This is a genomic window from Actinomadura vinacea (assembly GCF_039532545.1).
GTDB lineage: Bacteria > Actinomycetota > Actinomycetes > Streptosporangiales > Streptosporangiaceae > Spirillospora > Spirillospora vinacea.
The window spans coordinates 287905-308296 of sequence record NZ_BAAARW010000006.1 but is presented as its reverse complement, the minus strand read 5'-3'; the positions used below and the strand labels follow the sequence as shown (position 1 = coordinate 308296).

18 protein-coding genes and 1 pseudogene are annotated in these 20392 nt (G+C 69.5%); 13 read left to right on the top strand and 6 right to left on the bottom strand.

Annotated features, from left to right (window positions below; all coding sequences use genetic code 11):
• Positions 1 to 238: 238 nt before the first annotated feature.
• The gene (locus tag ABD340_RS09985; RefSeq protein WP_344588398.1) at positions 239 to 433 is read right to left on the bottom strand and encodes a hypothetical protein; all 195 of its coding nucleotides are present in this window, start codon (positions 431 to 433) and stop codon (positions 239 to 241) included.
• Positions 434 to 683: 250 nt separating this feature from the next.
• Between ABD340_RS09985 and ABD340_RS09980 the strand changes: the two genes are divergently transcribed.
• The 7 genes from ABD340_RS09980 to ABD340_RS09950 all read left to right on the top strand — a co-directional run bounded on the left by ABD340_RS09980 (position 684) and on the right by ABD340_RS09950 (position 8797).
• Positions 684 to 2981, top strand: a complete 2298-nt coding sequence (locus tag ABD340_RS09980; RefSeq protein ID WP_344588397.1) for an L-tyrosine/L-tryptophan isonitrile synthase family protein — start codon at positions 684 to 686, stop codon at positions 2979 to 2981.
• Between the two features lie 45 nt (positions 2982 to 3026).
• The gene (locus ABD340_RS09975) at positions 3027 to 3341 is read left to right on the top strand and encodes an acyl carrier protein (RefSeq protein ID WP_344588395.1); all 315 of its coding nucleotides are present in this window, start codon (positions 3027 to 3029) and stop codon (positions 3339 to 3341) included.
• Between the two features lie 91 nt (positions 3342 to 3432).
• Positions 3433 to 4893: a class I adenylate-forming enzyme family protein gene (locus tag ABD340_RS09970; RefSeq protein ID WP_344588394.1), complete on the top strand. Its 1461-nt coding sequence runs from the start codon at positions 3433 to 3435 to the stop codon at positions 4891 to 4893.
• Complete coding sequence (locus ABD340_RS09965) at positions 4778 to 6259, top strand: condensation domain-containing protein (RefSeq protein WP_344588392.1); 1482 nt, start codon at positions 4778 to 4780, stop codon at positions 6257 to 6259. Before ABD340_RS09970 ends, ABD340_RS09965 begins: the two co-directional genes overlap by 116 nt.
• Positions 6256 to 7260 (top strand): ABC transporter ATP-binding protein, encoded by a 1005-nt coding sequence (locus ABD340_RS09960; RefSeq protein WP_344588391.1) that lies wholly within the window; start codon positions 6256 to 6258, stop codon positions 7258 to 7260. The genes ABD340_RS09965 and ABD340_RS09960 overlap by 4 nt, the downstream gene beginning before the upstream one ends.
• Complete coding sequence (locus ABD340_RS09955; protein ID WP_344588390.1) at positions 7257 to 8015, top strand: ABC transporter permease; 759 nt, start codon at positions 7257 to 7259, stop codon at positions 8013 to 8015. The genes ABD340_RS09960 and ABD340_RS09955 overlap by 4 nt, the downstream gene beginning before the upstream one ends.
• The gene (locus ABD340_RS09950; RefSeq protein ID WP_344588388.1) at positions 8012 to 8797 is read left to right on the top strand and encodes an ABC transporter permease; all 786 of its coding nucleotides are present in this window, start codon (positions 8012 to 8014) and stop codon (positions 8795 to 8797) included. The genes ABD340_RS09955 and ABD340_RS09950 overlap by 4 nt, the downstream gene beginning before the upstream one ends.
• A gap of 30 nt (positions 8798 to 8827) precedes the next feature.
• Here ABD340_RS09950 and ABD340_RS09945 read toward each other — a convergent pair whose 3' ends face one another.
• The 3 genes from ABD340_RS09945 to ABD340_RS09935 form a co-directional block, all read right to left on the bottom strand.
• On the bottom strand, positions 8828 to 10078 hold the full coding sequence (locus ABD340_RS09945; RefSeq protein WP_344588387.1) for a TfuA-like protein: 1251 nt from the start codon (positions 10076 to 10078) through the stop codon (positions 8828 to 8830).
• Between the two features lie 32 nt (positions 10079 to 10110).
• Entirely contained in the window at positions 10111 to 11382 is a 1272-nt protein-coding gene (locus tag ABD340_RS09940; RefSeq protein ID WP_344588386.1) for a YcaO-like family protein, read from the bottom strand.
• 462 nt (positions 11383 to 11844) lie between these two features.
• On the bottom strand, positions 11845 to 12804 hold the full coding sequence (locus ABD340_RS09935; protein WP_344588384.1) for an AraC-like ligand-binding domain-containing protein: 960 nt from the start codon (positions 12802 to 12804) through the stop codon (positions 11845 to 11847).
• An 856-nt stretch (positions 12805 to 13660) separates the two neighbouring features.
• On the opposite strand from ABD340_RS09935, the pseudogene ABD340_RS09930 reads away from it, so the two are divergent.
• The 3 genes and pseudogenes from ABD340_RS09930 to ABD340_RS09920 all read left to right on the top strand — a co-directional run.
• A pseudogene (locus ABD340_RS09930) lies at positions 13661 to 14074 on the top strand (MFS transporter); the annotation flags it as partial.
• Positions 14075 to 14102: 28 nt separating this feature from the next.
• Complete coding sequence (locus tag ABD340_RS09925) at positions 14103 to 14846, top strand: MFS transporter (RefSeq protein WP_344588383.1); 744 nt, start codon at positions 14103 to 14105, stop codon at positions 14844 to 14846.
• Between the two features lie 26 nt (positions 14847 to 14872).
• A complete protein-coding gene (locus ABD340_RS09920) occupies positions 14873 to 15271 on the top strand; it encodes a RidA family protein (RefSeq protein WP_344588593.1) in 399 nt (132 codons plus the stop codon).
• Positions 15272 to 15430: 159 nt separating this feature from the next.
• On the opposite strand, the gene ABD340_RS09915 is transcribed toward ABD340_RS09920, so the two are convergent.
• Positions 15431 to 15772 carry a hypothetical protein gene (locus tag ABD340_RS09915; RefSeq protein WP_344588382.1) on the bottom strand — a complete coding sequence of 114 codons (342 nt, stop codon included), beginning with the start codon at positions 15770 to 15772 and terminating at the stop codon, positions 15431 to 15433.
• Between the two features lie 46 nt (positions 15773 to 15818).
• Positions 15819 to 16355: a helix-turn-helix domain-containing protein gene (locus ABD340_RS09910; RefSeq protein WP_344588381.1), complete on the bottom strand. Its 537-nt coding sequence runs from the start codon at positions 16353 to 16355 to the stop codon at positions 15819 to 15821.
• Positions 16356 to 16644: 289 nt separating this feature from the next.
• Between ABD340_RS09910 and ABD340_RS09905 the strand changes: the two genes are divergently transcribed.
• The 3 genes from ABD340_RS09905 to ABD340_RS09895 all read left to right on the top strand — a co-directional run bounded on the left by ABD340_RS09905 (position 16645) and on the right by ABD340_RS09895 (position 20123).
• The gene (locus tag ABD340_RS09905; protein ID WP_344588380.1) at positions 16645 to 17265 is read left to right on the top strand and encodes an NADPH-dependent FMN reductase; all 621 of its coding nucleotides are present in this window, start codon (positions 16645 to 16647) and stop codon (positions 17263 to 17265) included.
• Positions 17196 to 17750 carry a DsbA family oxidoreductase gene (locus tag ABD340_RS09900; RefSeq protein WP_344588379.1) on the top strand — a complete coding sequence of 185 codons (555 nt, stop codon included), beginning with the start codon at positions 17196 to 17198 and terminating at the stop codon, positions 17748 to 17750. Before ABD340_RS09905 ends, ABD340_RS09900 begins: the two co-directional genes overlap by 70 nt.
• A gap of 234 nt (positions 17751 to 17984) precedes the next feature.
• A complete protein-coding gene (locus tag ABD340_RS09895; RefSeq protein WP_344588378.1) occupies positions 17985 to 20123 on the top strand; it encodes a 3-keto-alpha-glucoside-1,2-lyase-like domain-containing protein in 2139 nt (712 codons plus the stop codon).
• Positions 20124 to 20392 lie beyond the last annotated feature (269 nt).

Genomic DNA, 20392 nt, shown 5'->3' with positions numbered 1-20392 from the left:
CCGCACACCCGGCCGGTCGCGCCAGTCTCATGATGTCCGGGCCCCGGCCCGAACGGTCACCCAGGACCGGGACATGACCCCGGGGTGCGGCCGACATCCCTCGGCGCCGCATCGCACGGATCACAGCCGCGACGGAAGCCCGCTCCTCGACCAGGATGTCGACGTGGTCGAGGACGCGCGGCGCACCGTCCGTTTCATCGTCGACGGCCTCCTCATCCGGCCCTTTCCGCCTCGCGGTTCAGATCGATCGCACACTGAGCGATGCCGCGCCGTCGCGGTAACCCTCACCGTAGGCGTCCGCCTCCGCTGGTCGCCGGGCGCGGTGGGCGCGCGGCGCGACGATGGTGGTGCGGTCCAGCGCGATCGTCCGGGTGCTGTGCGCGGTCTTGGGCGGGCAGACCGTCAGACCCGCCAGCGGTAAGCAACAGTGCACGGCGGCTAAAGACGTGTGCACTCACCCGTAAGACATCCCCGGCCGCAGCGTGCATCCTCCTATTAATCGAGGCAAACCGAAGCGATGGCCCTTCGGCGCGCACCGAGTCGGAAGTAATGCCATCTTCGCCCCGGGCAGATACGGGCGATGGAACGAGCACGCCTATACGGGATCGGTCAGGTCGGTATCCGATGGTAGATCGGTATATGAATTGATTATGTCAGGCCACAATGTCGACAACACCGCGTTCATGGTTCAGCCGGCCGGCCGGCATGGCGACACCAGTAGTGGTGTCAGGCGACTCTTGCATGACCACCCGATACTGCGGATGCACGCAGCCTGGCAATCCGTGCCCGTATACGGCGACACACCCGTCCTTCTTTTTCCGCAGCCTGAGCATGGTGAGGCTGCAGCAGGTTCGATCGGCGTGACCGCGGACATGCTGCTTCTCGACAGAGGATTGACGGAAGGAATCTTCCGGCGAAGAACGACGCTTGGCATGGCCGGCGTGCAATCGCTGTTGGAGTGTTTCCTCCGGCCAATGCTGCGAGTGTTCAGAACGTCACTGGACATATGCGGATCGCCGATCGTGGACCCCGCGTCGGACGGTGTCGTCTTCGAGCTCACCCCCGCCCATCTGCCGACCGGACGCATCCTGGTGGCCGAGCCTCCCCGTCGGCACGACGCCAGGCCGACACGGCTGACCACGGTCGACACCCTGGTCGACGCATTCATCCGAGCCGGCCTGCCGGCCGACGAGCGGACAGTGCGCCGGCAGGTCGCCGCGGTCATCGCCGCCGAGCTGCGCTACTTGCGCCCCGACAGTGCACGCGAGCTCGCCGGCCGACCCTGCTGGTCGCCCTATGTGCACAGCGTGTCACCTGAACAGGAAGCGATCTTGCAGCGGATCGTCGATCGGGTCCGGGAGCAGGCGTCCGCCCGCCGCGCCGGCGTGGACGTTCCGGCCCCGGTCGTCCGCGTTTCGCCGAACGGGTGCGCCGCCGCGAAAGGCTTCACCCGCTTCCGCGGAGAGATCTTCCATCTGGGCGGCAGACTCCAGGTCGGCTCGCCATCGGCCGACTCACTGACGGCCGATCCGCCGGAGGCGACGGTCTGCGAGGTGGCGGTCGGTCGAGCCGGCGGCGATCCGGACGCCCCCGTCCCTACGGTGGCGACGTTCGAGCGGGCTCCGGCCACGTGGCGAAGACCGTGGGCTCGGGGCCCGCACATCTCGCACGCAACGTCGCTCGCCGGACTGCGGCTCGGTGAGCTGCGCGAGAACCCGCTCGGCGAGCAGTTCGCGGTCCACTGGGATCGGCCCCAGACCACCGGGCTGGTCTCCCGTCTGGTCGCGGCCGCGAGCCGGGCCGCGGAGCACACCGCCGACCGGGCGGTGGCAGTGCACCCGCACGCGACGCCGGGCACCGACACCTGCATCAGTCTCACCCACCACATCCTGCAGCGCGACCAGTTCCGAGCGGGACCACGGTCGGATTACCGGCTCGACGACGCCCGAGCGGATCTGCTGCCGGCGATGTCCCGCGGCGAACCGTTGCACCTGTGCATGCTCTTCTTTCCGAACAAGCTCGGGCACGGGGGGCTCAAGGCCGCAGGGATGCTGCCCGACCTGGCCGAGCTCGCGACACTCGTGCGCATGCTCGAGCTGGTCGAGGCACTGCGACGCGTGTACCCGCCCGGCGTCGCCCGTTTCAGTCTCCTCAGCGACGGAGAGCACTTCCGAAGGCACCCGCGTGCCCGGGTGGGCGCCGGAATCGCGAAGATGCAGGAGTACGCGCGACAGGTCGCCGGCGATCTGTTCCAGGTGCACGATCTGGACACGGTGACCGCCGAGAGCATGAGCGGTCCCGCCCGCTCCGGCTACAGCGAGCTCCGGACGCGGGTCCGCCGGTCGTACAACGACCTGTTCCGCGGACTGGACATCACCGCCGATCCGGTGGCGGTCCTGTGCCGGGTCGCCGAACTGGACCCGGCACGGAACGCCGCGGACCTGTTCCGGTCCCTGGTCTACTCGGTCCCGATCCCGGAGAGCGCGCGGGCAGCGGGATTCTCGGATCCGACCGGGTCGGCCTGGGCGAGAGCGCTCTACGACGACATCTACGACGTCGGGGCGGACGTCGAGCCGGTCGTTCGGCGTGCGCGCCAGCAAGTGTTGCGGACCACCTGGGAGGACATGCTGAGCTACGCGTCGGTGCTACGCGCCGACCAGCAGCTCGGCGTTCGCCGGCGGGTCTTCCCCGAGGCGCTGTGGCTGACCACCCGTCCGAGCCGCGGACGGCCGGCCTTCGGGCCTCTCGGGCACGGCCCGGCGCCATGGCACGCGACCGGAGCCGTCGACTCGCGCGGAGCGATCTGCCACGACTTCCTCGTCGCACTGCGGGACCAGGGTTTCGTCCCTCTCTTCACGCCCCTGCTCGGGCGCCGGCAGCCGTTCGCGATGGTGCCGATCACGGCGACCCGCGTAGGCGCTGACGGGCTGAACGAGCTGCGCCCCGACTTCATCGATTCGATCAGGTTGCGACCTAGATGACCCTTGTGGGCCGCCAGTGTTCGTCCGACCGAAAGTGGGGCCGCAATGCGGGATCAACGCTACGAACTCGTGCTGGAGGTGGTCCGCCGGGTTCTCCGGGTGGAGCTCCTGGACGTGCACCGCGATTTCTTCGATCTCGGTGCGAACTCGCTCGCCCTCATGCAGGTGGTGAGCCGGGTGCAGCAGGAGTGCGGGCCGGCGATGTCGCTCGCCGATGCGTTCGACGCACCCGACATCGATTCGTTCGTGCGGGCGGCGGTCGAGCGGTGGCCCTCGGCCTCAGACGAGTCGCTCAATGCCGATGCCGGTCGTTCCGCTGAACCATGGACGCGGCGCTATCCACCTCGTGAACGGATATGAGAAGCCTTACCTGTATGGGCGCGCTCGCTCCATCGCCCGCATTTGAACCGGACGGAAATGGTGTCAACACGGAAGAAGGAGTGTTCGCTGGATGTCGGCACACGATGCGTCCCTGGTCACCGTCGGGGAGCGCCTCGATCGGCTGGCGGCCGGGCATCCGGCGGCCAGCGCCGTGATCTCGGTGGCGCCGGACGCCCGCAGAACGGCGCTGACCTGGGGGGAGCTCTCCCATCTGACGAACGCCGCGGCTCGCGGCCTCGCCGCCCGAGGCGTCACGCCGGACACCACGGTGGCGATCGCCCTGCCGGCCGGTCTCGACCACGTGGTGGCGACGGTCGCGGCATGGAAGCTCGGGGCTCTGGTCGTCCCGCTCGACCCGGCCGCACCGGCGGCCGAGCGCTCGGCCATCGCCGACATGCTCGGCGCCCACGTGCTGATCGGCGAGGGGGCCGGGGCATCACTGCGGCCGGGATGGTGGCGCACGGGCGAGCACAGCGGCGAGCCGCTGCCCCGTCAAGGCATGCCCCGCTCCGCCTCGCTGACCGGCGGGACCACGGGGCTGCCGCGAGTGATCGTGCGCCGCAGGCCCTGGGCCTACCGGCCGGGCGCGTGGCTCAACGAGCATGAACGCACGCAGGGAATGCGGCTCGGCCAGACCCAGCTCGTGGTCCTGCCGCTTCATCACAGCGGTTTCGGCGCTCTGTACCAGGGGCTGGTCCTCGACCATCAGGTGATCATCATGGAGTCCTTCGTCCCGTCGCTGTTCCCGAGGCTCGTCGAGGAGCACCGGGTCGGCCACGTGCGGCTCGTGGCCGCGATGATGCGGATGATCCTCGATGTACCCGGGCTTCGCGACCACGACCTGTCGAGCATCGAGTCGATCCACCACGGCGCCGGCCCGTGCTCGGAGAAGGTCAAGCGGGCCTGGCTGGATCTCCTCGGGCCGGAACGGGTCTATGAGGTCTACACCAGCCAGGAAAGGGTGGGCCGGACCGTCATCCGGGGCGACGAGTGGTTCGAGCATCCCGGCAGCGTCGGCCGCCCGACCGACTACGAGATCGAAATCCTCGACGAGGCCGGGCGGCGCCTGGACCCCGGGGAGGTCGGTGAGATCTACTTCCGCTCGCCGGCTTCCGCGCAACCGCTGTACCTCGGCCCCGGCCCCCGGCTGGCCGAACGGGACGGCTTCATCAGTATCGGCGATCTCGGCTACCAGGACGCCGACGGTTATCTCTACCTCGTCGACCGCAAGAGCAATGTGATCAACGTGGGCGGTCAGAACGTGTATCCGGCGGAGGTCGAGGCGGTGCTGCTGGATATCCCCGGTATCGCCGACACCGTCGTCGAGGGAAGGCCGCACGAGTACCTGGGCCAGGCGGTCCATGCGCTGCTCGTCGCGGCGGACCCGGCCGATCCCGTGCCGATCGCGGTCGTCGATGAGCACTGCCGCGAACGCCTGTCCGCCGCCAAGGTGCCGATGTCCTACGAATCCGTGCCGAGCGTACCGCGTCGCAATAACGGCAAGATTCGCAGGTCAGAAATACAGCGGTGAGATCGGCTTGTCGGCGGCGACCGCACTCGAACGAAGGCGACCTGGAATGGAACCGTTGTGCTACGGCCAGTTGTCGGTATGGCGATATCTCGAAAGGAATCCGCGCGACTCGTGGGCGCAGGCGAACCTTACCCGGCTGCACCGGCTCGCCGACGGAGTCACATTGCGGGATCTGGACACGGCGTTCACAACGTTGTGGGGCCGATACGAGACGCTTCGCACGACATATGACGATGGTTCCGGGGGGATTCCCCTGCAGATCGTGCACGACGCGCCCGAGTCCGTTCTCGAGGTCCTCGAACTGGAGGACGGCGGCGCCGAGGAGGCCCGGCGGCTGGTGGACGAGTCCGCGGCCCGGCCTTTCACCTTCACCGACGACTTCGGCTGGCGACACCTGGTGATGGTCAGGTCCGGCCGACCGGTCTTCCTCGGGCTGGTGGCCGGCCATGTGGTCGTCGACGCCTGGGCCATGCGTCATCTCGAAAGCGAGCTGAGGTGGCTGTTCCGGCACCCCGAAGCGGTGCGCCCCACGGAGGGCGCCATCGTGGAGGGGCCGCGCGACATGGCCCGCGAGCAGCGTTCACCGGCATGGAAGCGGCGTCGCGCGATGGCGCGCGACCACTGGGACCGGGTGCTGACGGGCGAGCTGGACGGCCTGGTTCCCGGATCGGCGGCCGGGCCGCTCGCCGCGCCCGCCGACCGATTCCGCGCCGTCTTGCGGCTGGGCGCCGCCAGCGGGCTGGTGACCGCTTTGGCGCGCCGCTACCGGGTGTTCCCTCAGGGGGTGCTGCTGGCCCTTCTCGCCCTCGGCGTCGCCCGCCTGGACCAGGCCGACCGCCACATCGTCTGGGTGATGTCGTCGAACCGGTACGAGCCTCCATGGAACGGGCTGGTCACCTCGATGAACCAGCGTGTTCCGATGAGCGTCCGGATGGATCCGGCGGAGCCGCTCTCCGCCTTCGTGCGCCGGGTCCAGGAGTCCGCCGTCCAGGCTTGCTGGAACGGATCGTACGACGTCGACGAGATGTCCCGGCTGGCGCTGCGGTTGCTCGGATCCGATCCGGACAGCGGGTGCCTGCTCAACTACGCGGCGACCGGCTGGCCGGCGCGCGCGGCGGACGATCCGGCGGCGATCCCCCGGGCCCGGGTCGAACTCGGGCCGTCCGACCGCCCGGCACCGGCGAAGCTGTACCTGGTCGTGTCGGGCGCGGACACGATCTCCGTCCAGGCGCACGCCGATCCGGCGGTGTTCCCGGAGCAGACGGTACGCGCCCTCCTCATCGGGTTGGAGGAGTCGCTGCGAGCCGCGTTCACGGATCCGCGGATCGATCTCGCCTCTCTTCCGTCATGGTCGGGATCTCAATGACCGAGGCCGTCACCCTTGAGCGGGTGTCCCATTCCTACGCCAGGGGCCGTGAACGCCGGAGGACGCACCGCCGGGTCCTGAACGACATCGAGCTCGCCGTGCCCGAAGGGAGCCTGTTCGGCCTGCTCGGCCCCAACGGCGCGGGCAAGACCACCGCCATCAAGATCATCTCCACCCTCCTGCTTCCGACCGCCGGCTCCGTCCGCGTGCTCGGCCGGGACGTCACCCGCTCCCCCGGGGACGTCCGCCGCGACATCGGCCTGGTCCTGGGCGGTGATCGAGGGCTTTACGACCGTCTGTCCGGCCACGACAACCTCCGCTACTTCGCCGAGCTGTACGGCCTCGGAGGCAGGGCCGGCGCGCGCCGGATCGACGAGGTGCTGGAGATCGTCGAAATGGCCGATCACCGGCACACCCGGGTCGAGCGGTACTCGCGCGGGATGCGGCAGCGGCTTCACATCGCCCGCGGCATACTGCACCGGCCGCGGCTCCTGCTCCTGGACGAGCCGTCGATCGGCGTCGACCCGGTGGGCGCCCGCCGCCTGCGCGCACTGGTGCGGGAGGTGAACCAAGGCGGCACCACCGTCGTCCTCACCACGCACTACATGTTCGAGGCCGAGGAGCTGGTGGATCGGCTGGCCATCGTCGACCACGGGCGGATCGTCGCTCGCGGCAGCGTCGACGACATCCGCAAGGCGGCGCGTGTGGGCGAGGTGCTCGAGGGACCGGCTCCCGGCCTCACGGAGCCGGAGCTGGACCGCATCCGGACCCATCCGGCCACCGAGGGAATGGAGATCGCCGAGCACGGTGGCCGCCAGCGCTTGACGCTGCGGCTGGCGACCGGTGACGACCGCCGGGTCCAGGCGCTGACCGAGCTGCTCGGCTCGCTCGGCGCCGGCCCGATCGTGCGGCGCGGTGGGACGCTGGAGGACGCCTACGTCAAGATCGTGCAAGCGGGACCGGGCGCCTCAGTGAAGGACGTCTCCGGGACACCGGCGTGAAGTCGATCGGCATCTGGACGGTCCTGACCGTCAAGCAACTGCTGCGGTCGAGGTTCTACCTCATCCTCGCCCTGCTGCAGCCCCTGTTCTTCCTGACGGTCGCCGCTCTGATGTCCGGGACCCGCGGCGAACGGCTCGGCGCGACGCTGGCCGGGACCACGATCATGGGCATGTGGTCGACCACGCTGTTCGGCGCCGGCCGGGCGCTGCACAGGGAGCGCGTGTACGGCACCCTTGAGCTGCTGCTCATTTCGCCCCGGTCCCTCCTGCGGCCGGTCCTCGGGGTCTGCCTCGGCTCGTCCGCGCTCGCGGTCGCCTCCGCCGGCTCTGGACTGGTCGCCGTGACCGTCCTCTTCGGATTCCGGACGTCATGGGCGCGACTGGCGCTGTTCGTGCCGACCCTCCTCGTCGGTGTCCTCGGCCTCGCCGCCCTCGGGACGCTCCTGTGCGCATCGTTCATCCTCATGAGGCAGGCGACGGTGCTGTCGAACACGCTGGAGTACCCCGTCTGGTTCGCCTGCGCCCTGCTGATCCCGTCCGATGTCCGCCCGGCGCCCGTCGCGCTGGCCGGGGAGTTCTTGGCGCCCACGCACGTGAGCACCCTGATGAACGCCGCGGTCGTCCACGGCGACCTCGACCGGTTCGCGTGCGCGAAGCTCGCCGTGCTCTGCCCCCTCTATCTGGTGGCGGCGGTGCTGCTCTTCGACCGCGTGACGAAGATCGTCAGGCGCCGCGGGGAGTTGACCCTGGGGTGAACGGTCTGCGCGTCGCGTTCATCGGCGGTCTCCTCAGCTACCGGGCGCTCTTCGAATGGCTGTCGCCTCCCCTGTTCGCGGCGACGATGCTGGCGACCCCCGCCTTCCAGGTCATCTTCTTCGCCTCGTTCGGGGCGGCGCATTCCACCAGGCCGGCGGAGTTCTTCGCGCTCGGCAACGCCGTCCAGGCGTGCGCGATGGCGGGCATCTACGGCGTCGCCCAGACGCTCGCCAACGAACGCACCTTCGGCACGATCGGCCACGTGCTGCTGTCGCCGGCCAACCGGGTGGCGCTGTATCTCGGCAGATCGCTCCCGCACGTGCTCACCGGAATGGTCACCTCGCTGGCCGGGCTCGGGCTGACCGTGCTGATCACCGGTGTCACGCTGGCCCCCGCGAGGCTGGGGCCGCTCCTGCTCGTCCTGCTCGCCACGTCCGCCGGGAGCGCGGCACTCGGCATACCTCTGGGCGCGCTGGGTCTGCTCAACAGGGACACGGTCGTCGGCTCCAGCGTCGCCTACTTCGGCCTGCTGCTGGTCAGCGGGGCCGCGGTGCCCGCCGAACGGCTCCCCACCGCACTGCGCGTGCTCGGCGGGTGGCTGCCGGTCGGCAACGGCGTCTCCGCCCTGCGCCGCCTCTTCGGCCACGGCCCGGACGGCGTCTTCACGATGTACCTGGTCCACGAGGCGTTGTTGGGCGTGGTCGCCATGACACTCGGAATGGTCGTACTGAGGTACGTCGAACGGCGATCCCGGCGCCGTGGTGACCTCGACCTCTTCTGACGGCGGCACTCCGTGGAGCGGCAGGTCGCATCAGGCGTCCTGGTCGTTCCGGAGGCGCGCGGCGCGGGCGCGGGCCATGGCATCGCAGGCCTGTGTCACCCAGGCCATGGGAATGGCACCGAAGATCCGGCCGTCGTCGACGTGCCTGGTGAGGGTGTGCCAGTTCGGAGCGCCGTGAGCGACGGCCACCTCCTCCCGTACCCGCCGCAGGACCGCCGCGTTCGGTGGGCCCGACCGGGCGAGCCGCCGGGTCGCGTACCAGCGGGCGAGCTCGGCGTCGAGCTCGTCGAGGAACTCCAGTTCGTGCCAGATCCGCCGCTCCAGGGTGCCGCCGGCGCGGAGGAGCCGAGCCAGGACCTCGGCGAGCGATGCGCGTAGCGCATCCGGTCGCTCCTGAGGATCCTCGGGCAGATTCGCGAACTCGGGTTCGCCGATCACCAGGGGCCAGACGTACCGCTGGTAGCGGCCGGATCCGAACAGCCAGGCGACGAGGTCTGCACGGGCCGCCTCCGCGGAGGCATCGAAGTAGCGGTGATGGCCCGGGTAACGTACCGGCGGGGTGAGCACGGGACCCGCGGTTCGCGCGGCGACCTCGTCCTTGACCTGGTCGGGCACCCGCCCGAGCCGCCGCAGCGCGCGCAGGGCGTCCTCCCGCTTGACGTCGACCGAGCGGCAGAACTCGGCGATCCCCTGATAGTCGCCCTTGATCCCCGTCCGCCTGAGGATGGCGGGCCATGTCCGCTGCGAGAAGTGCATCCGCCGGGCGGCGGCGACCGCGGCCTCCTCGGTGGAGCGGTCGATCAGGCCCGCCGCGACCGCACGCCGCACGGCGAACCTGACGTTGACGAGGGCGCAGGAGATCGCCTCATGGTCCCGGTCCGCGTCCGTCGCGACCGCCACCTCGTCATCGGTGGTGAGGATCCCGTGCCGGTAGAGCCGGAAGACCACTCCTACGCCGACCATCCCGGCGGGCCAGCATTCGGCGGCCCGGATCGCCCCCATGCTCGACGCCCCGAGCACCAGTGCGCCGTCCTGGACGACATCGACCACCTCCCGCGGAGAGACGGCGAACCCGTGCGAGAACGTGCCATCGAGAACAAGAAAGATCGCGAAGCCCGCGGCACGCGCTTGATGAAGGTGCTCGCGCGCCACCGGCGGGACGACCACGGCGTCCGGCACCATCGCCCTGATGTCGGCCGCCGTGATCGTTGGTCCGGCGAAGACGACGGGACGCGTTCCGGGGTGTGCGCAGCCGGCCGCGACCGCGCGGAAGTCGACCATGAGCTTGCCACCTCAACGTTTCGTCGATGGGATCACACGAGGCTCTGCAGCAACCGCCGGCCGGGGCGCCGCGACGACTCGCCGAACGGGGCGGCGAGTCCGGGAATGAGTACGCGGACCGCGGGCACACCGAAATCCTCCCGGGTGAGGTCCACGACGACGCAGTGCTCGATGCCGCCTCGCCGCAGCCGCGCCAGTACCTCCTTCATGTCCTCGTACAGGTCGTATGAGGAGGAGGGAGACGGCGGAAAAGGCTGAACCGCGTCGGGGTGGAGCGTGGACAGATGCCGGCGCAGCATGGCCGTCCGTTCATTGGTCACCGCCCCGCCTTCGAAGGTGTCCCTGGCGCCCAGCACCGTCCCCGTATGCGCCTGGACCGCCTCGGTAATGGCCCGGAACACCGCCCGTGCTGGATCGAGATCCGCTCCGTAGCCACCGAAGGCAATGGTCTCGCCTTCGGCGCCGGGGAAGGAATCGTTCGTTATGTAAGCGACGAAGACCGGGATGCCCAGATCGTTGGTCAGGTCGCGCACGACCAGGTCCATGCCTTCGTCCCGAATGCGCCGTACCCATTCAGTGGAATCGACGGGCAGCGTGGATACGTCAATCATGCGGAGCGGCCGCCGCTGCGCGTCCTCCTGGTCGTGATACAGGTCGTGAAACCGGGCCTCTGACACCACGTGCCGTTCCACGACCTCGTATATGGCATGCAGCGTGCTCTCGGTGATCGAATTTCCCGCCGCCAGCCCGTTCGTCTCGACGGGCCCGCAGATCCCCTCGACCGCCGGCGATACGACCAAGTCGCGGGCGACGTGGAAATACCGTTCCGTCAGGAGGTCGTAACCGGGAACCCAGTCCATCTCCAGATCCGGCCGATATCTCGTGTCGAAGGGCAGGTCGAAGAGTTCCGGATCGATGGCGGGCGACTCCGCGGACAACTGCCGGTGGCTTGCTCTCAGCACCCGTTCGTCCGCGACGCTCTCCCCGCAGAGCCGCTCGATCGATTCCATGACGGCGCTCAGCCGCGCGGCACGCGGTGTGGCACCCTTGCCCGCGTGAACGGTGAGATCGGCCGCGAGCGGCGTCACCGCACACCACACCGGCAGGCCGAGCACGTCCAGCGGGGTCGCGTCGAAAATTCTCGTGATGGGTACCCGCGTCAGGACGGTGCGCAACCATTCCTCGGTCTCTTCGTAGGAGCGGGCGTGTCCAGCGGGGCTCACCATCGGAGTCGAATAGAAGCTCTGCCGGCCCAGCCGCGCAGCCGCGGCAATTCTTTCCACGGTGCTTGAGGAAGCATTCATGTGCTCCGACCCCTCTGCAGGAAACCCTCTGAGCTGAGCGGAAAGTCCGGGAACCAGACTCAGCCTGATCCCCGGACTCCGTGTCCCCAAGTGTCAGCAGGGCACCAGAACAACCGCCGTGAGCACCCTCTTGTCCTTCTTCTTGAGTTTCACGCTGCTTCCCTCCTTTCCTTGGCCGGATCTATCCGAATCGGTTGCTGGTGATGGGCGCGTTCCCGGCTCCGGAACGTACTCGTAAACAGGTCGGCAGCCAGCCGTGACGCGTGGTGGCGGGCGCTGCCGGCCTGCCTCATCAGGGTGCAACTCTCGGCCAGTGCCTGTCTTTCGGGTGGGTGCACAGTCGTTTAGCGTGCGTGCACCGTCGTGTACCTGCTAGGCGAAACCGGCGCGGGAACAGGCCGTAGGTGCCGTGGACGTCGGCGAGCCATGCCCAGGCCCGGCAAGCCTTTGGCGCTCTCGGCGTCACTGCCGGCGGAAATCGCGGGGAGAGAGGCCGTAGGCGCTGCGGAAAGCCTGGCTGAAGTGTGAGGGGCTGGTGAACCCCCACCGGGCCGCGATCGCGTTGATCGGGCGGGCGGCCAGCCGGGGGTCGGCCAGGTCGCGTCGGCATTGCTCCAACCGTTGCTCGCGGACCCAGCCGGCGACGGTATGCCCTTCGGCGTGGAACAGCTTGTGCAGATAGCGCAGGGAGATGTGGTGCGCCGCGGCGATCGCGCCCGGGGTCAGGTGCGCATCGCCCAGGTTTTCCCGGATGAAGGCGTGGATCTGAGCCAGCAGCGCTCGCCGCCGGGTGTGGGGCGGCACCGCGCTCTCGGCCTCCAGCGCGTTGGCCAGCGCCGCGGTCAGCACATCGAGCGTCAGGGTGGACAGCCGGGCGGCCTCGGTCGGGCTGAACTCGTCCATGCGCCGGGCCAACTGCAGCAGGAACTGCGACGACAGCGCACCGATGCCCTGATCGCCCGGGATGCTAACCGCGGTCAGCCGCCGCAGGTCCCTGGCAGGCAATGGCAGCAACGAGCGTGGGAAGCGCAAGACCAGCATCTGACCGGCCGGAATATCCGGCGCAAGCTCGGCCAGGTAGGGACGTGAGGTGTCATACAGCACCAGGTTCCCGGGTTCAAAGTCTGCGCGCCGGCCGTCTTGCGCCATCATGCCGTGACCGCGCAGGACGCAGCACAGCTTGAACACTTCGGGATCGGCCTGGCGAATGAGCTTGGGCGTGCGGTGGATCGAGTACGGCGTCGTGGTCATCAGCGTCGCCTGCACAGGGCCGAGTTCGCTGATATCGATCTGAGCCCGGAATCGGCTCTCCAGGTGCGGTCCGCAGCGTAGGTCATAGGGCACCCAGATCTTCGAGCTCACCTCGCGCCAGAAGGCGAACCGCTCCCCCGCCGGGACCTCGTCGGTGCTGACCACGTCCATGCCCCACCCCACAGTGTCGTGCTGGCGCCGGGGGCCAAACCGGCATCCCTCGAACAGACTTTCGAGCGCAGCCCGCCACCGCCGTACCCGTCTCGGCCGGAACCCGACCGCAGTTCATTGACCCGCGAGAGATCGCCGGTTCTTCAACACGCACTCACGACAGCACATAGCGGTTTCATCGTCGCTTCACATCGGCGTCATGCCTGCTCACTCGACTGTCAGGCCTGGTCGGGGGTGAGCTGGGGTCGGCGGCCCCGACCCGGCCGCGGACCGGCGGGTGCCCGCCCGCATGACCTCCGGCCGATCTTGTCGAGCAGAAGCTTCGCGGCCGGCTCCGCCCCGTCGGTGCGGACCGTCTCGGCCACGACGGCCGCGCGGGCACCGGTCACGGGGGCCAGGGCGATCTTGAGTGCGGCCGCCAGTGCCGATGCCCAGCGCGGTCACCCGGCCCGCCCAGTACGGCTGGTCCGCGACCTGGGGCACCAGCACCTGCGGCGTCCCGGGACGGGCCGCCGTGGTGCACGACCGCGGCCACCCGGCGGAACAGCGCCTGCTGGTTGACCTCGCCGACGACGAAGCAGTCGTGGCGCCAACGACTGTGTCCCCCAATCCCGGACGACTCCCAGCCTGTGGTGCCGGAGATCACATTGGCAGTGGGCGGTCCTGGATATGTAATATCCAGGTTATCCGGAGGCGTGAAGGCGTGGCGTGGGCCCTGCACGGTTGCCTGAACCTGACATGGGCCGAGGTGAGTGTGGCGTTCCGGGCGGCTCCCCGCCGTGCCCGGCCAGATCCGCAACGGGATCTCCGACATTCGTCACTGCAACCCCCGGCCTTCCCTTTCGGAGAAATCTAGATGTTTCCTAGTCAGGTAGTCGAAAATAGATCGCCCGCCCGGCAGTGGGCACCGGTCTTCGCGGTGACGCTGGGCATCTTCGCTCTGATGACCTCGGAGCTGCTGCCCGTCGGTCTGCTCACACCCATCGGCTCGGACCTGGAGGTCTCGGAGGGGACGGCGGGGCTCATGCTGACGGTGCCCGGCTTGGTCGCCGCCGCCTCCGCGCCTGTGATCACCGTCCTGGCGGGCGGCGTGGACCGGCGGGTGCTGCTGACCTCGCTCATCGGGCTCATGGCCGTGGCCAACCTGGTGTGCGCCGCCGCCACCCACTTCGCGGTACTGCTGGCGGCCCGTGTCGCGATCGGCGTCGCAGTGGGCGGGTTCTGGGCCATCGCCGGAGGGCTGGCGGTACGGCTCGTGCCGTCCAGGCACGTCGCCCGGGCCACCGCCATTGTGTTCGGTGGCGTCTCCACGGCCTCCGTGCTCGGCATCCCGGGCCGGCACGCTGATCGGCGATCTCAGCGGCTGGCGCACCGCGTTCGTGGCGGTCGGCGTGCTCGGGCTGGCCGCGCTGGTCGGCCTGCTGGCGGTGATGCCCAGGCTGCCGTCGCAGGGCACCATCGGCTTCCGCGAGCTGCCACTGCTGCTGCGCGACAACCCGCGGGCACGGCTGGGCGTGATCATCACGTTCCTGCTGATCAGCGGGCACTTCACCGCGTACACCTTCGTCCGTCCCATCCTGGCCGAGGTCGGCGGCATCGAGGCCGGCCTCATCGGGGTGCTGCTGATGGCGTACGGCGCAGCGGGCATCGCGGGCAACTTCGTGGCCGGTTCCCGGGCGACGGGGAACCTGCTGAGCACTCTGATCACGATCTGCGCCGCGCTCGGAGCCGTCACGGCCGTGTTCGCCCTGACGGATCCGGGGCCGGTCACCGGGATCGCACTGCTGGTCGTCTGGGGCGTGGCCTACGGCGGGGTGTCGGTGAGCCTGCAGACCTGGATGCTGCGGGCCGCACCCGGCACTCCCGAGGCCGCCTCGTCGCTGTTCGTCGCCACCTTCAACCTGTCCATCGCGCTCGGCGCCCTGATCGGCGGTGCCGCGGCCGACGGCATCGGCCTCACCGGCGTCCTCGCCGTCGCCGCCTGCCTCCTGCTGTGGGCCGCCGCGACCATCGGCACCGCCCGCACGGGCAGAACGATCTGACAACCCGAAAACGACAAGGAGCCACCATGCCACCCACCATCATCAACCCCGAAGGCCTGCACGACCCAGTCGCCTTCGGTTACAGCCACATCGCCCGGGTCTCCGGGCAGCTGGTGTTCATCGCGGGCCAGTACGCCTCCGACGGCGAGGGCCATGTCACCTCCGGCGATTTTGCCGAGCAGGTCGACCGATCCATGATCAACCTGCGCACCGCGCTAGCCGCCGTGGGACTCGGCTTCGACGATGTGGCCCAGATCCGCACCCATATCGTCGACCACGACGAGGGCAAGCTCGCGATCCTGGCCGAGCGGATCGCCGGCATCTGGGGTTCCCGCCCGCCCACACAAACCCTCACCGGCGTGGCGGCCCTCGCACTGCCGGGCATGCTGTTCGAGATCGACGCCATCGCGGTCGCCGGCAGCTGACACCCGCGGCCGACCCTTCCCGCCCGCCCGGTGCCTGCACGGGCACCGGCCGGGCGGGCTCGTGTCACCGCCGGGTGGGGGCGCCCCGTGACCGCTGCCGTTTCTCGGTCCGATGCGCCGGTCGACCCCTGTCATGCGGGAGGGGTACGACGCGCGCCGTCAGCCGGCGGTCGACGGGCTGGGTAGGGCTCCCTCCATGGCCTGTTCCAGGTCTTTCCGGATTCCTCTGGCGTGGATCTTCTCACCGAGCTCAGTGGTGAGGAACGACCCCTTCGGCCGGCCGCGTACGACCACCTGGGCGCCCTGGCGGGCGGGAGCGACCTGGGCGATCATGTGCTCGCCCCAGCTCGTCAAGGAAACACCGGTGCTGAACTGCACGGTCATGGCGGAGTCGTCGGTCCTGGCCTGGCCCATCGTCGCGGTCGCCCGGCAAAGCGCCGACCAGACCACTTGCGGGTCGTGCGGGTATTCAAGGGTGAATAGCTCTATCTCTTTATTCATACCCCCCGTGATACCCGCCCCGACCGACCCGTAACAGGTGCACAACTCACAGTGACCAGCGGTCATTCAGCACCGACGAATGAGGAGGATCGGTACGTGGGATTGGCGGTAGAGCTCGTGACCTGCAAAGGCATCGTGCCTCAGCCGCGACAGTGCCGCTGTCTGTTGGGCCCGCCCACCCGGCAGGCCTTCGACGAGCACGGCCGCTACGCGCTGCACGGCCCTGGCTGTTCGTCGTCGTAGCCGGCGGGGTCGGGCGCGCCGTCTGGGCCCGTGTCGCGGCGGCTCCGTCGCACGCGGCGCCGCCGGCGACGGTCTTCGCCAGCCGGTGCAGGTGGATCCGTTCGTCACGGGACAGACCCAACGTCTCGGCGAGCGCGGCGAGCACCTGGGTGGACGGGCTGCGGTCGCGTCCCTGCTCCAGCCGGGTGAGGTAATCAACGCTGACGCCGGCGAGTGTGGCCAGTTCGGCCCGGCGCAGGCCGGGGGTGCGGCGCCGGTTCCCGTCCGGGAGCCCGACCGCGGCCGGCGGCACGGCCTCCCGGTGCGCGCGTAGGAACGCGCCCAGCTCTGTCTCCCTCATCAACCGCATGGTATTCAGGCGAGCCTGGCCCTGCCAGGGCTAGGAAGACCGCGGCCTGGCCCGGACACGCCCAGCGCCGGGACACTCGCAGGCATGAACACCTTCACCGACGGTGAGAGCACAGCCCCGGCCGCTGCGCGGGCTGCTCGGGCGGCGGGCCGCCCGTCGACCCGCGAGGGGCTTCACAAGCCTGGTCACGAGGCGCTCGTGATCGGCGGCCACGCCGCCACAGATCTGGCGGCGACCAAAAGGTCATGACCTCGGCTGAACAGAACCAAGGAGGAGGCCCATGATCCAGATCGCGATCATTCTGGGCAGCACCCGCCCCGGACGCCGAGTAGAGGACGTGGCCCGGTGGGTCGCCGAGGCCGCCGGCCGGCACCCCGCCGTCAAGGCCGGGGAGGCCGGCCTTGAACTCGTCGACATAGCCGCCTACGAGCTGCCGTTGCTGGATGAGCCCGCGCCCGCGGTCATCGGTCCCTATCAGAATGCGCACACCAAGCGGTGGGCGGCCACGATCGACAGGTTCGATGGGTTCGTGTTCGTCACCCCGGAGTACAACAGCGCCATCCCCGCCGCGCTGAAGAACGCCATCGACTACCTGTACGCCGAATGGAACGACAAGGCAGCCGGGATCGTCAGCTACGGGGTCTACGGCGGCACCCGCGCCGCCGAACAACTACGGCAGACCATGGCCGAGATCAAAGTCGCCGACGTACACGCCCAAGTCGCGATCACCCCGTACGTCGACTTCGACTTCGCCGACTCCAAGGTCGGCGTCTGTGCCCCCGGCGAACGCCAAGAGACCGCCCTGACCACCATGCTGGATGAAGTCCTCGCATGGTCCCGAGCCCTCCGAGTGCTGCGCGACCCCACCGAGAGCGCCGATCCCCGTTCCGGGCCGACCTGATCCACGCGCTCTTGATGGACACGGTGGTCGAGATGTTCGGTCCGCAACGAGCTGAGGCGATGGTCACGGAGATGACACGGGTCGGTGCCAGTGAAGGGATCGAGTACCGATTCGACCGTGCGATGGCGGTAAACACCTTGACCGCGCACCGCCTGCGGTGGCTCGCCCTGCACGAGCACGGTGCCGAGGTACACGCCTCGCTGGCGACCGCCCTCTTCGACGCGTACTTCCGCGACGGCGTGAACCCCGCCGACCACGCGCAACTCACCGAACTGGCCGAGCGGGTCGGCATGGACGGCGGCCGGGTGCGGGACTTTCTCGCCACCGAGCAGGGGGACGCCGAGGTACGTGAGCAAGTGGCCGCAGCGCGGCGGGAGGGCGTCACCACGGTGCCGAGGTTCGTCTTCGAGAACGGCGAGCTGATCGTCGGTGTGACCAGCACCGAGACGCTCGGCGACGCACTCCGGCAGGCCAGCGGCCGGTAACGCGCAGCAGGTGGGCAAGCTGCGGGTGCAGCCGGCCCTGGCCGAGGACTTCGCCGCCCCCTGCAGCACGCCCCCCCCGCCGAGCCCGACCCACGGGACTGACCGGCCCGGTGGCGCCGGGTTGACCCTCGACCGCGGTTGCACCTGGAAAGTCGACGGCCCCGACCGGCAGCACGCCCGCCGCCAGGAGCTCACCACGGAGTCGGCCCTGCTCTCGTCGGCGAGGACATCCGGATGCGCCGCGGCACCTTCGTCGACCAGCCGGCCGACGAAGGCGCGGCAGTGCCGGCGGTAGGCCCGCGCCGTGGGCGTGCTCAGCAGAGCCGTCCCCCGCCCGCACGCGCACGGCTACGCGCTGCTGCCGGACGGGCGGACCGTGGACGCCACCCGCATGTGCTGTACCGGCACGGGTACTTCTACGTGACCACGGGCATCGCGATGGTCCCCGGTGGCGCGACCGCCGACCCGCAGCCCGTGCCCAACCGCGGCAGCGCCCTCAAGATCAACAAGAGCACGGGCGAAGTGTCCTATGTGGCCGGAGGGCTGCGCACGCCCAACGGCCTCGGCTGGGGGCCGGAGGGCGACATCTTCGTCACCGACAACCAGGGTGCCTACCTGCCCGCGTCGAAGCTGCTGCGGATCAAGAAGGGCGCCTTCTTCAACCACTACACGAACCCGGACGGTCGGTTCGACAGCCGGCCGGTGACCGAACCCGTGCTCTGGTTGCCGCACGGCGAGATCTCCAACTCGCCGAGCAATCCGATCGTGCTCCCCAAGGGCCCCTTCGCTGGCCAGATGGTGTTCGGCGACGTCACCTACGGCGGCCTGCAGCGGGCGTACCTGGAAAAGGTCGGCGGCGAGTACCAGGGGGCGGTGTTCCGAATGACGCAGGGACTGGAGGCAGGGGTGAGCCGAATCTCCCTTGGCCCGGACGGCGCGATCTACGCCGGCGGCATTGGCTCGGAGGGTAACTGGGGCCAGACAGGCAAGCTCAAGTACGGCCTGCAGAAACTCACCCGGGGCGGCGCCGACGCCTTCGACATCCTGTCCATGAAAGCCATCAGGGACGGCTTCAAGCTCCAGTACACCCAGCCGCTGTCCGAGGCGACCGCGCAGGACCTCACGGCGAAGTACAAGGTGAAGCAGTGGCGGTACGTGCCGACCCCGCAGTACGGCGGCCCGAAGGTCAACGAGCAGACCCTCACCGTGACCTCGGCGACGCTGTCCAGTGACCGCAGGACCGTGACCCTCAAGATGGACGGCCTGCTCCCGGGCCGGGTTGTGCACGTGCAGTCCCCGCGCCCGTTCACTGCGGGCTCGGGCCAGGAGCTGTGGAGCACCGAGGCGTGGTACACCCTCAACAGGCTGGCGGACGGCACGACCCCGCCGCCGGAGTACGAGGCCGAGTCCGCCGCACTGGCCGGCGGCGCCGGGTACAACACCAACCACACCGGCTACTCGGGCGCCGGCTTCGTCGACCGCAACTGGTCCCCGGGCGCGAGCACCACGTTCGCCGTCAACGTCAAGAAGGCCGGCAGGCACGACATCGCGCTGCGCTACGCGAACGGGACGAATCCCGATCATCCGCAGCCGGTCACCAAGTCGATGAGCCTGTACGTCAACGGCAAGAAGCACAAGCAGATCTGGCTGGCGAACACGGGCGGCTGGAGTACGTGGGCGGCCCATGTCGAGTCGGTGCCGCTACGGCGCGGCGCCAACACGATCTCCTACGTCTACGAGCCCACTGACGACGGCCACGTCAACCTCGACAAGATCACCGTGACTCCGACCAAACGGATCACCCTGTTCGACGGGACGAACCTCGACGCCCGGGAATCGGCCGGCGGTGGCCCGGCGATGTGGCCGGTGGCGAACGGCTCGATGGAATCGCTAGGCGGGGACATCCGCACCAGGGGGACGTTCGGCGACTTCCGGCTACACGCCGAGTGGAACCAGCCGAACTACCCCCCGGAAGTCACCGGGCAGGCCCGCGGCAACAGCGGGGTCTACCTTCAGGAGCGCTACGAGATCCAGGTGCTGGAGTCCTTCGGGCTCCCGCCGGCGGTCGACGGTGCCGGCGCGATCTACTCGAAGCAGGCGCCGGACGTCAACGCGGCACGCCCGCCGCGCACCTGGCAGACCTACGACATCGTGTTCCGGGCCGCCCGCTTCGACAGCCACGGCACCAAAACCGCGGACGCGCGCGTGACCATCTGGTGGAATGGCCGGCTTGTGCACAACAACGTCGCCGTCGACAGCCAAACCGGCGCCGGCCGGCCAGAGGATCCGGCACCAGGCGCCATCCGGCTGCAGGACCACCGGGACCCCGGCGAGAACCCAAGATTCCGCAACATCTGGATCGAACGGCTGTAAAGGCTGCCTGGCGTCGCGGCCACCCCCGACATCAGCGGATCCCCACCGCCTACCGGCAGCGGGTCCCGGCGTGATCCTGAGGAGGCGGCTCCGCTCTGGCGGGTGCGGTCCGGCGGACGCTCTCGAACGGGAGCAGGCGCGGCTGGCGTCTGTGCCGGTACGGGTGACCGCTCTACCGTCCCGCTGCATCGGCGGCAAGGACACTTCCCGGTCCGCTAAATCGACGCCGGGGATGCCCAGCGTCCTTCATGCCTTCGAGGGCGGTCGGC

Excerpts from the sequence above, each read along its gene's own strand:
- ABD340_RS09920 (WP_344588593.1), top strand. The coding sequence starts at position 14,873 with ATGCCACCCACCATCATCAACCCCGAAGGCCTGCACGACCCAGTCGCC.
- ABD340_RS09965 (WP_344588392.1), top strand. The coding sequence starts at position 4,778 with ATGAGCACTGCCGCGAACGCCTGTCCGCCGCCAAGGTGCCGATGTCCT.
- ABD340_RS09940 (WP_344588386.1), bottom strand. The coding sequence starts at position 11,382 with ATGAATGCTTCCTCAAGCACCGTGGAAAGAATTGCCGCGGCTGCGCGG.
- ABD340_RS09980 (WP_344588397.1), top strand. The coding sequence starts at position 684 with ATGGTTCAGCCGGCCGGCCGGCATGGCGACACCAGTAGTGGTGTCAGG.
- ABD340_RS09970 (WP_344588394.1), top strand. The coding sequence starts at position 3,433 with ATGTCGGCACACGATGCGTCCCTGGTCACCGTCGGGGAGCGCCTCGAT.
- ABD340_RS09960 (WP_344588391.1), top strand. The coding sequence starts at position 6,256 with ATGACCGAGGCCGTCACCCTTGAGCGGGTGTCCCATTCCTACGCCAGG.
- ABD340_RS09900 (WP_344588379.1), top strand. The coding sequence starts at position 17,196 with ATGGTCCCGAGCCCTCCGAGTGCTGCGCGACCCCACCGAGAGCGCCGA.
- ABD340_RS09905 (WP_344588380.1), top strand. The coding sequence starts at position 16,645 with ATGATCCAGATCGCGATCATTCTGGGCAGCACCCGCCCCGGACGCCGA.
- ABD340_RS09975 (WP_344588395.1), top strand. The coding sequence starts at position 3,027 with ATGCGGGATCAACGCTACGAACTCGTGCTGGAGGTGGTCCGCCGGGTT.
- ABD340_RS09895 (WP_344588378.1), top strand. The coding sequence starts at position 17,985 with ATGCGCCGCGGCACCTTCGTCGACCAGCCGGCCGACGAAGGCGCGGCA.
- ABD340_RS09945 (WP_344588387.1), bottom strand. The coding sequence starts at position 10,078 with ATGGTCGACTTCCGCGCGGTCGCGGCCGGCTGCGCACACCCCGGAACG.
- ABD340_RS09910 (WP_344588381.1), bottom strand. The coding sequence starts at position 16,355 with ATGAGGGAGACAGAGCTGGGCGCGTTCCTACGCGCGCACCGGGAGGCC.
- ABD340_RS09935 (WP_344588384.1), bottom strand. The coding sequence starts at position 12,804 with ATGGACGTGGTCAGCACCGACGAGGTCCCGGCGGGGGAGCGGTTCGCC.
- ABD340_RS09915 (WP_344588382.1), bottom strand. The coding sequence starts at position 15,772 with ATGAATAAAGAGATAGAGCTATTCACCCTTGAATACCCGCACGACCCG.